Source organism: Rhizobium sp. LEGMi-198b, assembly GCF_054114205.1.
In genome coordinates, this window is the sequence record NZ_JBSYVH010000002.1 from 449,726 (window position 1) to 464,778 (window position 15,053).

12 protein-coding genes are annotated in these 15,053 nt (G+C 58.2%); 6 read left to right on the plus strand and 6 right to left on the minus strand.

Going from position 1 to position 15,053, the window contains the following annotated elements; translation table 11 throughout:
• Positions 1-10: 10 nt before the first annotated feature.
• On the minus strand, positions 11-964 hold the full coding sequence (locus ACXHXG_RS08860) for a carbohydrate ABC transporter permease (protein ID WP_104823612.1): 954 nt from the start codon (positions 962-964) through the stop codon (positions 11-13).
• Between the two features lie 304 nt (positions 965-1,268).
• Positions 1,269-2,528: an ABC transporter substrate-binding protein gene (locus ACXHXG_RS08865; protein WP_104823613.1), complete on the minus strand. Its 1,260-nt coding sequence runs from the start codon at positions 2,526-2,528 to the stop codon at positions 1,269-1,271.
• Positions 2,529-3,079: 551 nt separating this feature from the next.
• Between ACXHXG_RS08865 and ACXHXG_RS08870 the strand changes: the two genes are divergently transcribed.
• Both ACXHXG_RS08870 and ACXHXG_RS08875 read left to right on the plus strand, forming a co-directional pair.
• Positions 3,080-3,964 (plus strand): glucosamine kinase nucleotide-binding domain-containing protein, encoded by an 885-nt coding sequence (locus ACXHXG_RS08870; protein ID WP_457899057.1) that lies wholly within the window; start codon positions 3,080-3,082, stop codon positions 3,962-3,964.
• Positions 3,961-4,725 carry a GntR family transcriptional regulator gene (locus ACXHXG_RS08875; RefSeq protein ID WP_457899058.1) on the plus strand — a complete coding sequence of 255 codons (765 nt, stop codon included), beginning with the start codon at positions 3,961-3,963 and terminating at the stop codon, positions 4,723-4,725. Before ACXHXG_RS08870 ends, ACXHXG_RS08875 begins: the two co-directional genes overlap by 4 nt.
• 58 nt (positions 4,726-4,783) lie before the next feature.
• Here ACXHXG_RS08875 and metH read toward each other — a convergent pair whose 3' ends face one another.
• Positions 4,784-8,560, minus strand: coding sequence for a methionine synthase (metH, locus tag ACXHXG_RS08880; RefSeq protein ID WP_457899059.1), 3,777 nt, complete (start codon positions 8,558-8,560; stop codon positions 4,784-4,786).
• Between the two features lie 267 nt (positions 8,561-8,827).
• Between metH and ACXHXG_RS08885 the strand changes: the two genes are divergently transcribed.
• On the plus strand, positions 8,828-10,084 hold the full coding sequence (locus tag ACXHXG_RS08885) for an AGE family epimerase/isomerase (RefSeq protein ID WP_457899060.1): 1,257 nt from the start codon (positions 8,828-8,830) through the stop codon (positions 10,082-10,084).
• Between the two features lie 43 nt (positions 10,085-10,127).
• Here ACXHXG_RS08885 and ACXHXG_RS08890 read toward each other — a convergent pair whose 3' ends face one another.
• Positions 10,128-10,616: a heme-degrading domain-containing protein gene (locus ACXHXG_RS08890; protein WP_457899061.1), complete on the minus strand. Its 489-nt coding sequence runs from the start codon at positions 10,614-10,616 to the stop codon at positions 10,128-10,130.
• 220 nt (positions 10,617-10,836) lie between these two features.
• Here ACXHXG_RS08890 and ACXHXG_RS08895 point away from each other — a divergent pair, with 220 nt between their 5' ends.
• From ACXHXG_RS08895 to ACXHXG_RS08905, 3 genes are all read left to right on the plus strand, one after another.
• Positions 10,837-11,808 (plus strand): polysaccharide lyase family 20 protein, encoded by a 972-nt coding sequence (locus tag ACXHXG_RS08895; RefSeq protein ID WP_104823619.1) that lies wholly within the window; start codon positions 10,837-10,839, stop codon positions 11,806-11,808.
• 134 nt (positions 11,809-11,942) lie between these two features.
• Positions 11,943-12,239: a hypothetical protein gene (locus ACXHXG_RS08900; RefSeq protein WP_104823620.1), complete on the plus strand. Its 297-nt coding sequence runs from the start codon at positions 11,943-11,945 to the stop codon at positions 12,237-12,239.
• Positions 12,240-12,541: 302 nt separating this feature from the next.
• A complete protein-coding gene (locus ACXHXG_RS08905) occupies positions 12,542-12,748 on the plus strand; it encodes a hypothetical protein (RefSeq protein ID WP_104823621.1) in 207 nt (68 codons plus the stop codon).
• A gap of 141 nt (positions 12,749-12,889) precedes the next feature.
• Here ACXHXG_RS08905 and ACXHXG_RS08910 read toward each other — a convergent pair whose 3' ends face one another.
• A complete protein-coding gene (locus ACXHXG_RS08910; RefSeq protein WP_457899062.1) occupies positions 12,890-13,750 on the minus strand; it encodes a sugar phosphate isomerase/epimerase family protein in 861 nt (286 codons plus the stop codon).
• Between the two features lie 76 nt (positions 13,751-13,826).
• The gene (locus tag ACXHXG_RS08915; RefSeq protein WP_104823623.1) at positions 13,827-14,915 is read right to left on the minus strand and encodes an NAD(P)H-dependent flavin oxidoreductase; all 1,089 of its coding nucleotides are present in this window, start codon (positions 14,913-14,915) and stop codon (positions 13,827-13,829) included.
• Positions 14,916-15,053: the final 138 nt, after the last annotated feature.

Below are 15,053 nucleotides of genomic sequence, written 5' to 3' on the forward strand. Positions count from 1 at the left end.
TCGCCTCTCCTCAGAACTGGTAGCGGCGGATGCGCCGCTGGACGATGAAAAGATAGAATGAGACGCCGGCGAGAATGATCAGGAACATTACCGTGGCGATGGTCGCGCCCATCGAGCGGTCGCCGAGCTGTAGCTGGAAGCCGAAGAAGACGCGGTAGAGCAACGTGCCAAGGATATCGGTGGAACCATCCGGCCCCGCCAGCGCGCCCTGCACGGTGTAGACAAGGTCGAAAGCATTGAAATTGCCGACGAAGGTCAGGATCGAGATGATGCCGATCGCCGGCAGCACCAGTGGCAGCTTGATCTTCCAGAACTGGCTCCAACCGGTGATGCCATCGCACTCGGCCGCCTCGATCACCTCTTCAGGGATGTTCAGTAGCGCGGCATAGATCAGCATCATCGGGATGCCGACATATTGCCAGACCGAGATCAGCGCGACGGTGACGAGAGCCGTGCCCGGCTTGCCGAGCCAGGGAGCAAAGAACGACTTAAGGCCGACCATGCCCATCAAATCGGGCGCCACACCCCAGAGCGGCGACAGAATAAGCTTCCAGATGAAACCGACGATGACGAAGGAAAGCAGCGTCGGCAGAAACATGGCGGTGCGATAGAAGGCGACGAACCGCAGCTTCGGCAGCGACAGCAGCGCCGCAAGCGCGACACCGATCGGGTTCTGCACGCACATGTGGATGGCAAAGAAGATCAAATTGTTGCGCAGCGCATTCCAGAAATCATGCGACCAGCGATCATCCCCGAACAACACTTTGAAATTGTTGAGACCCACGAAGGTCGATTGGTTGTCGACGACGTTGTACAGCGACAGCCGCAATGTCTCGATCAGAGGCAGGATCATCACCGCCGTGTAGACGATGAAGGCCGGAAGAAGGAAAACGAAGATATGCCAACGCTTCTGGCGCTTGATCGGGACCGCATCAAAAGCGGCTGATATACTGGCTTTGCTCATGGCTTTCTGCCTGCTTTTATTGGCTACGCATCGGGACGGCAGCGCAAATGTTCAATTCGCCCACTGTTCCGGCTCTCCGGCCAAACATGGAGAAACAATATCGGGCGCGGCTCGATGTGGTGTCGCGACAGCCGCGGGTCCGGCGGCTCATATCGGCATACAAATAATGAAGGCGCGTCATGCACTTACCCATCAAAAGCGGGAAAGCAGCAACCGATGACCTCTGTCCTTCTATCCGCATGCACAGGCGGTAGAACAAGGTGAGGAGCACGAGGCCCCTCACCCGACTTACGTCAAAGCAGGCTTACTTGGCCGGCTTGTACCACTTGTCGAGGCCGGCTTGCAGCTTCTTGGCAGCAGCGTCCGGCGCGTCCGTACCGTTGATCACGTTGGCGGATTCCGTCCAGGTTTCGTTTTCCAGGTTCGGCGTGCCGCGCGACAGGATCTGGTACGTCGAACGAACCGTCGACTTGTGATTGTCACGCCAGGAAACGAATTCCTGAGCGAGCGGATCGGTCATCTTCACCGGATGCGAGTTCAGGCTGAAGAAGCCCGGGAGCGCGTTGGCGTAGATGTTGGCGAACTCGTCCGAGGCGACCCAACTCAAGAACTTCTTGGCCTCTTCCGCATGCTTGCTCTTGGCATTCAGACCGACGCCGATATCCGGATGGTCGGAGATGTAAGCCGTGTCGCCAGCCTTTGCGACCGGCGGCGGGAAGGCACCCATCTTGAACTGAGCCTGCGTGTTGAACAGCGCGATTTCCCACGAACCGGCCGGGTAGATGGCAGCCTTACCGAGCGTAAAGAGGTTCTGGCTGTCAGAATAGCTCTGGGCTTCGAAGCCGTCGCCGAGGTAAGGCTTCCACTTGGCGAGTTCCTTGTAAGGATCGACCCACGGAGCATCCGTCAGCTTTTCCTTGCCGGAAATCAGAGCCAGGCGGCCGTCTTCGCCCTTCCAGTAGTTCGGGCCGATGTTCTGATAGCCCATGGTTGCAGCTTCCCACAGATCCTTTGTGCCCATGGCCATCGGAATGTAGGTGCCGTCAGCCTTGAGCTTGTCCAGCACTGCGAAGAATTCGTCGCGGGTCGCCGGAACCTTGAGGCCGAGCTTGTCGAAGGCATCCTTGTTGTAGATGAAGCCGTGGATGACCGAAGCCATCGGCACGCAGAAGGTCGACTTGCCGTCGTCCGTGGTCCAGGCAGCCTTGGCGACCGGCGAGAAGTTATCCATACCCTTCAGCGATGTCAGGTCGGACAACTGCTTCTTGTTGAAGAGGTCCAGCGAAGCGTCGAACGGACGGCAAGTGATGATGTCGCCGGCGGAACCAGCTTCAAGCTTGGCGTTCAGCGATGCGTTGTACTCGGTCGGAGCCGTCGGCGAGAAGACGATCTTGATGCCAGGATTCTTGGCTTCGAATGCCGGGATGATCTTTTCCTGCCAAATCTGCAGGTCGTCGTTGCGCCAGCTTTCAACCGTCAGCGTCACGTCCGCCGCATGCGCGAAGCCAACCGAGGTCAGCAGGCTGGATGCGAGGAGTAAGCCTTTCAGAACATTGTTTTTCATTTCCCTCTCCTGTTTAAGCGCCCGGAATAAGGCACCGTTCTCGATCTGAAAATCCGTTGGCATATCCGAGGAAACAGCCAACGCTCCACAAGGACCGCCAACATTGCCGGCCCCAAATGCACAAGGGCGCAAGGCACTGTGCCTGATCGGCCCGATCAATCGTGACCCGCCGGACGACCGGACAAGGACACAAGAAACTCAACACACGGGAAATTCGTGACGAACGCCGTCGCGCAGACCCTGTTTGATCTACGCGGCTCCTGACAACGGCAGAGGTCCGCCACCTTCTGCTTGGCGTTCCGGCTATTGTTATTCTGCCGGTTCTGCCGATGCCTGTTCGAACTGTTCCCTTGCAAGAATTAAGGCCAAAAAAATACCAATTGTCCAGCCGAAATTTAACTTTTCTGAGTCGGAAAAGCCGATAAAAAATTTTATCGATATTTTTCAATATGATACAGAAACACAAAAAGCGACGCATTGCCTATTGGTAAATGGTATTTTTTTGGTATTGTAGGAAAAAATGGGGAACGGGTGGTTATCCGGAGGGTGTGATGACGGAGTTTGCGATCGGTATCGACGGCGGGGGAACAAGCTGCCGCGCTGCTGTGACAGACAGGCTGGGTAAAGTCCTCGGTAACGGCAAGGCGGGGGCAGCCAATATCCTTTCCGATCTCGAAAACTCTTTGGTCAACATCGTCGCATCCGCCCGAGAAGCCCTCAGCGACGCCGGACTCGATCCGGAGTTGGTCCATACACTGCCCGCCGTTGTCGGCACGGCCGGCGCCAACGTCGGTGACTATGGCAAGCGCATCGAAAAAGCGCTGCCCTTTGCAAACAGCCATGTCGTCACCGACGCGACGATAGCGCTTCAGGGTGCGCTCGGCGATGCCGATGGGATAATCGGCGCATTCGGCACCGGTTCCGTCTACAATGCTCGACGCGACGGCAAGATTTGGGGCATCGGTGGCTGGGGCTTTGTCGTTGGCGACCAGGCCAGTGGTGCGCGTCTCGGCCGCGATCTGCTGGAGCGCTCACTTCTGGCGCACGACAAGGTGCAGCCACCCTCGCCAATCACCGAAAAGATCATGGCTGAATTCGGCGGCGATCCCGAACGCATCGTCGAATTCGCGCATGCTTCCAAACCGAAAGATTTTGCGCGTTACGCGCCGATGGTCTTTGAACATGCCGAAAGGGACGATGTGGTCGCTATCGGCATCGTCAAGACAGCGGTGAACGCTATCGCCGAAAGCCTCGACACGCTGCTTTGGCCCGAATGCCCGGCGATCTGCCTACTGGGCGGTCTCTCGAAGGCATATCATCCCTGGCTCGCTTCGCGACACAAGGCGCTTCTCGCGGAACCGAAAGGCGACGTATTGCGCGGCGCGGTCGAACTGGCGGCCAAGCTCCTGCAAAAAGACATGGGGAGCACGCCATGACCGAGGATTTAAGCCATATCTTCTCGCCGGAACGCCTTCTCGCCGGCGGCACCGGCCCGCTTTATGTCAAGCTGCGCCGCACGCTCGAAGACGCCGTCAAGGCTGGCACGCTGAAACATGGCGATGCCTTGCCGCCGGAACGCGATATAGCCGAATATGCAGCCGTCAGCCGCGTGACGGTACGCAAGGCGATCGACGATCTCGTGGCGGAGGGCATCCTTGTCCGTCGCCATGGCTCCGGCACGTTCGTCGCCAAGCCGGTCTCCAAAGTCGAACAGCGCCTGTCGCAGCTAACGTCCTTCACTGAAGACATGGCACGGCGGGGCATGACAGCACGCTCCGAATGGCTGCATAAGGGCGTGCACACCCCCTCGCCCGATGAAATGATGATCCTCGGCCTTGCCGCCGGCACCAAGGTTTCCCGCCTCAGCCGTCTGCGCATCGCCGACGACCAGCCGCTGGCCATCGAACATGCCAGCGTCTCCGGCGAGTTCCTGCCGGACCCATCCACAGTGACCGCGTCGCTTTATGCCGAGCTCGAAAAGCGCCAGGTCCGCCCGGTCCGTGCCGTCCAACGTATCTCCGCGACCAACATGAAAGAGGCCGACGCCGGCCTGCTAGGCGTTCCCGTCGGGGCTGCAGGCCTGTCGATCGAACGCATCTCCTACCTCGGCTCCGGTCGCGCCGTGGAATTTACCCGCTCGCTCTATCGAGGAGACGCTTATGACTTTGTTGCGGAGCTGACGATCGGAGCGACGTAGGGTTGAGTTAACGAGCATCCCTCACTCGCATTTTCCACTCCACCGTCAAATCAGATCATCATGCCGCGTCATCCACTGCGGTATCGCGGCTTTCCGGCACATAGTTGAGCACCGGTCCCAGCCAGCGTTCCACCTCCGCAATCGGCATGTCCTTGCGGGCCGCGTAGTCTTCCACCTGATCTCGCTCGACCTTGGCTACACCGAAATAATAGGAGTCGGGATGGCCGATATAGAGTCCGGAGACGGAGGAACCGGGCCACATGGCGTAGCTTTCGGTGAGCTTCACACCGGTTGCAGCTTCCGCATCGAGCAGACGGAACAGAGTTTCTTTTTCGGTGTGGTCGGGCTGGGCAGGATAGCCCGGCGCAGGGCGGATGCCGGCATAGGCCTCCGCCAGCAGCTCGTCGCCGTCGAGGTTTTCATCCTTGGCATAGCCCCAGAACTCGCGCCGTACCCGCTCATGCATCCGTTCGGCAAAAGCCTCGGCGAAGCGATCGGCGAGCGCCTTAACGAGGATCGAAGAATAATCGTCATTGGCGCGCTCAAAACGCTCGGCGATGGCGATTTCCTCGATCCCGGCCGTGACGACGAAACCGCCGACATAGTCGCCGACGCCACTCGAAACGGGCGCTACGAAATCCGATAGCGCCACGTTCGGGCGGCCATCCCGCTTCGACAATTGCTGGCGCAGTGTATAGAAGGTCGCGAGTTCGTCGGTGCGGCCCTCATCGGTGAACAATCTGATATCATCGCCGACCGTGCCTGCCGGCCAGAAGCCTACAACGGCGCGCGGGCGGAACCAGTTCTCCGCGATGATCTTTTCGAGCATGGCCTGTGCATCGGCATAAAGCTGCCGCGCCGCCTCACCCTGTTTCTCGTCTTCGAGGATGGCCGGGAAACGGCCCTTCAACTCCCAGGTCTGGAAGAACGGCGTCCAGTCAATGTATGTGGCAAGCTCTGCCAGATCGTAATTCTCGAACACCTTCGTTCCAAAGAACTGCGGCGTCACAGGCTTGTAATTCGCCCAATCAACCTTCTCCGCATTCTCACGCGCCCTTGCGAGCGGCAGCCGCACCTTCTCCGCCTCGCTGCGGGCATGCGCAGCGACAACCTTGGCATATTCCGCGCGAACGGTATCGACATAGCCCTGCTTAGCCTCCGGCGACAATAGCGCCGAGACGACACCTACGGCACGGCTGGCATCGGTGACATAGACAGTTTGGCCCTTCTCATAGCGTGGATGGATCTTCACGGCGGTGTGCACGCGGCTGGTGGTTGCACCGCCGATCAGCAGTGGAATGTCGAACCCCTGCCGCTCCATTTCCGAAGCAACATGCACCATCTCGTCCAGGGACGGGGTGATCAGGCCGGAGAGGCCGATGATATCGACCTTCTCGGCGATTGCCGTTTCCAGGATCTTCGTCGCCGGCACCATGACGCCGAGATCGATGATTTCGTAATTGTTGCAGGCAAGCACGACGCCGACGATGTTCTTGCCGATATCATGCACATCGCCCTTGACGGTCGCCATCAGCACCTTGCCCGCCGCCTGGCGTTCGCTGTTGCCGCCATTGGCGAGCTTTTCCGCCTCCATATAAGGCAGCAGCACGGCAACGGCCTGTTTCATGACGCGGGCCGACTTTACTACCTGCGGCAGGAACATCTTACCCGAACCGAAGAGGTCGCCGACGACATTCATGCCAGCCATTAACGGACCTTCGATTACGTGCAGCGGTCGCTCGGCCTTTTGCCGCGCCTCTTCGGTATCCGCTTCGATATATTCAGTGATACCGTTGACCAGCGCGTGCTCGAGCCGCTTCTCGACCGGCCAGTCCCGCCAGGCGAGATCCTGTACCTTTGATTCCCGGTTACCGGCACCGCGAAAACGCTCGGCTATTTCGAGCAGCCGCTCGGTGCCGTCGGGCCGGCGGTTAAGAACGACATCCTCGCAGGCGTCGCGCAGCTCGGGATCGATGTTGTCATAAACTGCGAGCTGGCCGGCATTGACGATGCCCATGTCCATGCCCGCCTGAATGGCATGGTAGAGAAATACGGCATGCATCGCCTCGCGCACCGGTTCGTTGCCGCGGAAGGAGAAGGAAAGATTTGAAACGCCACCTGAGATATGGACCAAAGGCATGGTCTGGCGGATCGTTCGCGTCGCCTCGATGAAATCGACGCCGTAATTGTTGTGCTCCTCGATGCCGGTCGCGACCGCGAAGATATTCGGATCGAAGATAATGTCTTCCGGCGGCAGCCCCGCCTCTTCAGTCAGAAGCTTGTAGGCGCGCGCACAGATCTCGACCTTGCGCTGATAGCTGTCGGCCTGCCCCTGCTCGTCGAACGCCATGACGACGACGGCAGCGCCATAATTGCGCAGCAGCCGGGCTTGCTTAAGGAAATTCTCCTCGCCCTCTTTCAACGAGATAGAGTTGACGATCGGTTTGCCCTGCACACATTTTAGACCGGCTTCGATGATTGAGAATTTCGAGCTGTCGATCATGACGGGCACACGGGCGATATCCGGCTCGGCGGCGATCAGGTTGAGGAACTCGACCATCGCCTTTTCGGAATCGATCAGACCCTCATCCATGTTGATATCGATCACCTGCGCACCGTTTTCGACCTGGTCGCGAGCAACGGCCAACGCTGCCGTGTAGTCGGCATTGGTGATCAGTTTGCGGAATTTTGCCGAGCCGGTAACGTTGGTCCGCTCGCCGACATTGACGAACGGAATGTCTTTGGTCAGCTCGAAGGGCTCCAGGCCGGAGAGCGACATAAATGGGCGGTGCGCCGCAAGCTGGCGCGGCTGGTATTTCGAAACCGCCTGAGCGATTGCGGCGATATGTTCCGGCGTCGAGCCGCAGCAGCCGCCGACAATGTTGACAAGGCCGTCTCGCGCAAAAGCTTCAACCTGCGCCGCCATCATCTCAGGCGTTTCGTCATATTGGCCGAATTCGTTCGGCAGGCCGGCATTGGGATAGGCGCAGACGAAGGTATCGGCAATGGCCGAAAGTTCCTGCAGATGCGGCCGCATGGCATTCGCGCCAAGTGCACAATTGAGGCCGATGGTGAAGGGGCTGGCATGGCGCACCGAATTCCAGAAGGCCGACGGCGTCTGGCCGGAGAGCGTCCGGCCGGAAAGATCGGTGATCGTCCCCGAGATCATCACCGGCAAGCGGACGCCCTTAGCCTCGAAACGCTCCTCGCAGGCAAAAATCGCCGCCTTGGCGTTCAGCGTATCGAAGATTGTTTCGATCAGGATGATATCGGCACCGCCATCAATCAGGCCGTCGATCTGCTCGCCATAGGCCAGTCGCAGATCGTCGAAGCTTACCGCACGATAACCGGGATTGTTGACATCAGGGGAAATCGAAGCGGTGCGGTTGGTCGGGCCGATGGCGCCAGCGACAAAACGGCGCCTGCCGTCCTCGCGTTCGGCACGGATCGCCGCCCGGCGGGCAACTGCCGCACCCTCCTTGTTGAGGTCGTAAACCGCGCCTTCCATCTGATAATCGGCCTGGGCAATGCGGGTCGAAGAGAACGTATTGGTCTCCAGAATATCCGCGCCGGCCTTGGCATAGCGGTAATGGATTTCCTCGATAGCATCAGGCTGAGTGAGAATCAGAAGGTCGTTATTGCCCTTTTGATGACAGGCGCAGCCAATAAAGCGATCGCCGCGGAAATGATCCTCGTCGAAGCCGAGCCCTTGGATTTGTGTCCCCATGGCGCCGTCAAGCACAAGGATTCGCTCGCTCGCTGCCCGCTTCAGGGCCGAGAAGACTTCACTGCCATCGCGTTTCGCTGTTTCCGAGCCAAAAAGATTGTCAAACATATGCGAACTCCACTGGCCTGATTGCGACGCATCCAGATCACATAAAGATATCTTTATGTCAACATATCTATGCCTTGGAGAAGCGCGGCGCAAGAATAATGCTGCTCCAGTTTGCCGCGTGTCCAAAAAATATCGATGCGATCGCCCGCCAACCCCTATAGGCATGGACAACGCGAGGCAGCCGACACAGTTTCATTGGTTAAAGCCATGACAGTGCTTTCAGGCAGCGCTATACGGCTTGTGGCAAAAGAGTCTTGGGAGGATAGCATGGGCATACAGCGTGAAACGGCAGCACTCGGCAATTGGAGCTCGCGGGCCTATCACCGCCGTTGGTTGCTTGATCAGGCAAGCGGGCTTTTCGATTTCTTCCAATATCGCTGCATCAATCCTAAGGGTGGATTCTACGATATGGATGATGCCGGCAGGCCGCTCGATGCAGCCAACCCTGTGCGGGGCATTCATTCGACCGCGCGTATGGTTCATTGCTTCTCGATCGGTTCGCTGCTCGGTCGCCCCGGCTCCGAGGATATTGTCGATCATGGCATGAACTATCTCTGGAAGCATCACCGTGATGCCACCCATGGCGGATATGTCTGGTCGCTCAACAATGATGGCCCCGTCGATGCTACCAAGCAAGGCTATGGCCACGCTTTTGTGCTGCTCGCCGCCTCCTCCGCCAAGACCATTGGTCATCCGCTTGCTGACGGCATGCTTGCCGATGTCACCGAAATTCTGAACGCGAAATTCTGGGAGGCAAAACACGGCGCCATCGCCGAGGAGTTCAACCAGGATTGGTCGCCGATCGATGGCGGCGCCTATCGCGGCCAGAATTCCAATATGCACCTGACGGAAGCGCTGATGGCAGCCTTCGAAGCGACCGAAAATAAAACATACCTCGACAAAGCCGAAAGCATCGCCGATCTCGTCATTCGCCGCTCCGCCGGTTCCGTCGGCTGGCGCGTCGCCGAACATTTCAATACCGACTGGGAACTCGACAAGGAGTATCGCGGCAACGAAATGTTCCGCCCCTCGGGCACGACGCCCGGCCATTGGTTGGAATGGGCGCGCCTCGTCCTGCAGCTCTGGTCTCTCGGCGGCAAGCAGCACGACTGGATGCCGGATGCCGCCAAGGGTCTGTTCTCTCAATCGATGTCACTGGGTTGGGACAGCAACAAAGGCGGCTTCTTCTATACGCTCGATTGGGCTGATACGCCGGCCAAACGCAACAAGCTCTGGTGGCCGGCATGCGAAGGCGCCGGTGCCGCGCACTATCTCAACGAACATGTGCCGAGCGATTTCCACGAGGAGAGCTATCGAAAGATCTGGGGCACCATCGGCCGCTTCTTCATCGACAATAAGAATGGTGGGTGGCATGAGGAACTCACGGAAGACTTGGTTCCCGCCCATACGATTTTCCCCGGCAAGGGCGATATTTATCACGCCCTCCAGGCCTGCCTCATCCCCCTCTTCCCGGCAACAGGCAGCCTGACCAAAGTCATCGCCGAGGCTGGCGGCAAAATCTGAGATGAAGGGCGGCGTCCGCTAAGTCGGACGCCGCGATCCTCTTTTATGACAGGCTGAGATTATGCAGTTCGTGGCCAAGCGTGAGCGCCAGAGCCTCAACGACGAGATTGTGGTCTTCACGCTGCGGAAGTCCCGATACGGTGACTGCGCCGATGCAACCCGTGCCGTGGACGAAGATCGGAAAGCTGCCGCCGGATGCAGCATAGTCGGCGCTTGAAAGGCCGTTGTGCTCGATTGTCTTGCCCTGCTGCTCCAGTCGCAGAGTGCTGGCATAACTGCTGCGGAAATAGCGCAACACCATATTGCGCTTACGGCGGATCCAGTTGGAATTGTCCGGCGTCGAGCCAGGCAGCGCGATGTAGAAGACCGGCATGGAATGCAATGTGATGTCGATCGCGACACCCAAATTGCGTTCGCTGGCAAGGTCATGCAGCAACTTGCCAAGCACCCACGCGGTCGAAAGATCGAAAGCATCGAAGCGCAGCGTCTCCTCTTGCAGGGCGATGCGGCTGAGGTCGTGTTCGATCGTCATGGAAAATCCTTCCTCCAGAATTGGCCGGCTTATCAAACGCGAACGAGATGATTTGTCTACTTATCTCTTCGGTATGTCGAAACCGAGCCGCCACTTCTGGCCGAGCACAAGATCGACATCTGCCGCTGATCACTTACCCAAAGTCGCCTCCTCTTGCCCCTCGAAGACGAACAGGTCATTGATAGTATTCCACGATCATCCGCTGAAGGAGCCTGCTGTCATGAACGCAAAATATGCACTGCCCGCTATCCTGGCCTGCACTTGCACCTGCGCCATGACTCCCGCTATGGCCGAGAATCCAGCTCAATTGGTTCTGCGCGATGGTTTCGATGGTACCGACTTCTCCCCTTCAGGCCATCTCTATTATCGTGACAATTCCGAACAGAAAGCTGGCAAGATCGAATTCCAATCGGAAGTAAAGCGCACCGGCACCGGCGCGCTGAAGCTCAGCGTCAAGCCGCTCTGCCAACCGGACAAGACGAACTGCAGTGAACGAGCAGAAATCTGGGAACGCACCAAATATCGCGTCCCCTATAACCAAGGCGTCTGGTATGGCTTTGCGGTCAAATTCGCCGACCCTATTCCCTCCGGTGATCATCGCTATCTCATTGCGCAGTGGAAGCGCGAGATCGGACCGAAGGCAAAGGGAGATTTCAGTCCTTTCCTGGCGCTGCGACTGAACAACGGCAAGCTCTTCGCCACAGTCGAGACCAACTATGTCGCTCCACCGACAACCGAGGTCAGCGACGCAACAAAGAAGTGTGCTGACAATCAGACGCCGGTCTGGTTCCGCTCGGACACCAATCAGATGCGAGCCCTTGTCGCCACCGACAGCAGTTGGGGTAAGGAGGATGGCAAGGAATTCACCGGCTGCACCAGTGCCATCACCATCACCGACCATGGCAATAAATTACCGACACCGGAATCCGGCTGGATCGACTTTGCGATCTACAGCAAGCCTGGCCCTGACGGTACCGGCCATATCGAGATCTTCGCCAACGATAAATGGATTGTCACCGTCAAGGGACATATCGGTCATGCCGACAAGGGTTTAGGCAAAAATCAGTATTTCAAGTTCGGCCCCTATCGCGCCGCCGACACGACGGAATGGACACTCTATTACGACGATTTTCGCCGCTCGCCTCGCTGCGCCGATGTCCTGTCGGATGCGAACCTCTGCCCTATGAAATGACCCGTTTCCGTACGCCTTCCCGGCAATGACATCGCGGCGAAAAGCCAGTTGCCACCGGCCCAGATTTTCGTAAAATCTCAGTGAACCTTTTTGCCTCTCATTGGTTATCTGCCTCAGCAGAGGAGACCACTGAAATGCTCACCACTCATCGCGATTGCAAACACCATGTGGAGAAAAACGCCATTCCTTCGCTTGGCGAAATCGAGGGACGTGTCGCAGTACTCGAAGTCGTAGCCCAATCTGCTCTGACTCATGTTTTCTTCGAGGGGCATGTCGATGTCGACGCGACCCTGCTTGCAGACATTCGCAGGGCCATGCACCGCAAATGCCGGGAACTGAAACTCGATGGCGAGGACACAGCCTCCGCCCTATCTTATGCCGAGGAATTGATCGAAGCAGCGGTCGAGGCGTCGCAGCCGGTTCATCAATGATGCCTTCGCGGCCGAGACTTATCCTTTTGATCATGGTGGCACTCGCCCTTGCGCTGGGTGTCCTGCTGTTCGTTGTACCGCATAACGGCAGGGAACAGATCGAAAATCCAGCACCGCACGCGCCGGACCAGACACCGCAATAGTCTCCTTCGAGCAAGCACCTGTGCCGATACGAAACTGTATCTGTATCAAATCAGGCAGGCGTTAACGCCGGCAAGAGAAGCCGATTGCAAACTTTTGGAATCAAAGCAGTCTTTGCTCCGCTTCCGCTCAAGTTCGAGCTTCCAACCACGGTGTAGCGAATGTCTATGATGGTCAACTCGCCCCTATATCCCGATGATGTCGATATCCTTGCTGGCGCGCTCTACGCCTGGTGTGCCGAACGCAGCATCAAACTGCAAAGCCAGGAAGGCCTGTCCGCGGCCAACGTCGCGATCAGCCTCTATGACGCTGGCTATCAGACACAGGATCGACTGCTCGGCGCCCTTCACGATTACGAATTTCACTGAAATTCATAGCGCCTGTGCTGCGGCCTCATCGGCAGAAGGCGCGCCTCGCCGCAATTCGTGGATAAATCGGAAGCGCGGGATTTGCCCATGCGCGAAGCATAATCGCGGCAGAGCTGGATCTCCGCAGCAATCATGGCGCCGTCATGCCGCCGTTGTGGCCTTCCGCAACACGCCCGCGATACAATCCCGCTCCTCCAAAATCCCCGACCATTCGTCCTCATAAAACGAGGAGTCGTAGATCAGCGTGAACGGGCCTTTGTAGCCCGCAGCATTGGAGAGTTCGACGCAGCGAACATAATCCTCGGTATCGAGGCCTGTTTCCGAATAATGCGCTTTGGCATGGCAGAGTTCGGCGCGACCGATGATCTTGGCGAGATCGCCATATTTGCCCGCGCCGCTCCAATTGCCGAAATCGCCGTTGAGACCAAGCTTGCCGTCAAGCGCGTCAAGCACACGGTTGACCTCGACCGGCCCCGGCAGCAGCGAGAACCAGTTTTCGATAACAAGTCGGATACCGGTTCCGGCAATCCGCTCGGCCAGCCAACGAAGATGTTTTTCTGCCCGGCTCAGCGCTTCGTCAGTCGGCTGCGCCTTACCGGCAATCACGCGCATATTCTCGGCGCCGAGCGCCATGGCGACCTCGATCCAGCTCGCCATCCATTCAGCGTCACGCTCCGCCGTCTCAGGATTACTGAGATCGCCGTCTTCAACCAACAGCGTCTGCACTTTGACGCCTGCCTTGTCGAAGGCATTCCGCAGATCGGCGATGTAAGCAGTCAAACGGCTCGGCAAATGAAACGAGCAGATTTCCATCCGGAAGATGCCGCGTTCGGCAAACTGTCTCGGGAGATCGATCAGAGCGATCGAGCCTTCCCCATAAGTCGGTTGCCGCGCTGGGGCATCCGTGCCGCCGGGCTTGTAAGGATAAGTGCTGCCGAGCGCGCGGTGCAGCGACCATGTAGAAACGGCAAAACGATCTGCCAGATCAGCCGAGAAAGCCATTGATGTCTCCCCCTCTTTTGCCCGCGACGAGCAAAAGCGCGCCCAGCGAGTTTAGCGGCCAGCCTTATTTACTTGGTTAGCCACGCCCTGCCAACCGTCTCATAACGGTGATCGCATCATTCGCCAAAACCGCGGTTAACTCAGCCGACGGGAGTGACTGCGCCAGTTTGGCGGCTTGGCCGGACCAAAGATTGGTGAAATCACCGGAACCAGCCGCTTCGGCCTTGGCGCGCAGTGGCGCCAAGGCACCGCCGGCCGTCGGAAACGCGGGCACCAGATGAGAGAGTGGCCCCACCTCTCGCATGATGCGGTTCATCACACCCCTCGCCGGCCGTCCGGTGAAGACATTGGTCAACGCCGTATTATCGTCGCCTGCATGCTCCAGTGCCGCGCGATGGACCGCGGGAATTTTCGCCTCGGGCGTAAACAGATAGCTCGTGCCGATCTGCGCGGCGGAGGCGCCAAGTGCGAAAGCTGCCGCAATCCCCCGCCCATCTGCAATTCCGCCGGCGGCAATGACGGGGACCGTGACAGCATCGGCAATCTGCGGCACCAGCGCCATCGTGCCGACCTGCGTCGCCATATCTTGCGTCAGGAAATTGCCGCGATGGCCGCCAGCCTCGAAACCCATGGCGATGATGGCGTCGACATCACGTTCGGCAAGCCACCGCGCCTCCGCTACCGTAGTCGCTGACGAAATTATCTTTACTCCGGTTGCCCGCACTCGTCGGACCAGATCCGCATCCGGTAGTCCAAAATGAAAGCTGACGACCTCAGGCCGGTAGGCCTCTACGATTTCACAGAAGGAGGTATCGAATGGCGCGCGTCCGCCAGCCGGAACCGGTGCGGCAGGATCAAGCCCTGCTTCGACATAGTAGAGGGCAAGCCGTGCTCGCCATGCCATGTGCCGCGCAGGATCGTCTTCAGGCATGGTGTGAGCGAAGAAGTTCACATTGATTGGCTTTTTCGTTGCCGCTCTTATCATATCCAGAGCCGCGCGGAGTTGCTCCGGATTGTATTGAGCGCTCGGCAGGGATCCGAGACCGCCAGCCTCGCTTACTGCAATTACCATTTCTGGCGTCGTCGCGCCTGCCATGGGAGCCTGGATAATGGGAATGTCGATATCGAATAGGTCAAGGATCCGGGTATCTGGCCATTGGCTCATCACAAGCGCCTTTCATCTCCAAAGTCCGCCTGCCATCATTATCAGCCTAGTAACGGTGGCGGTAATGATTAGTGCAGATGTATCCATAGCGGTTGTCGATGGAATGAAGATCTCATGCTGACGACCGGAATAAACTTG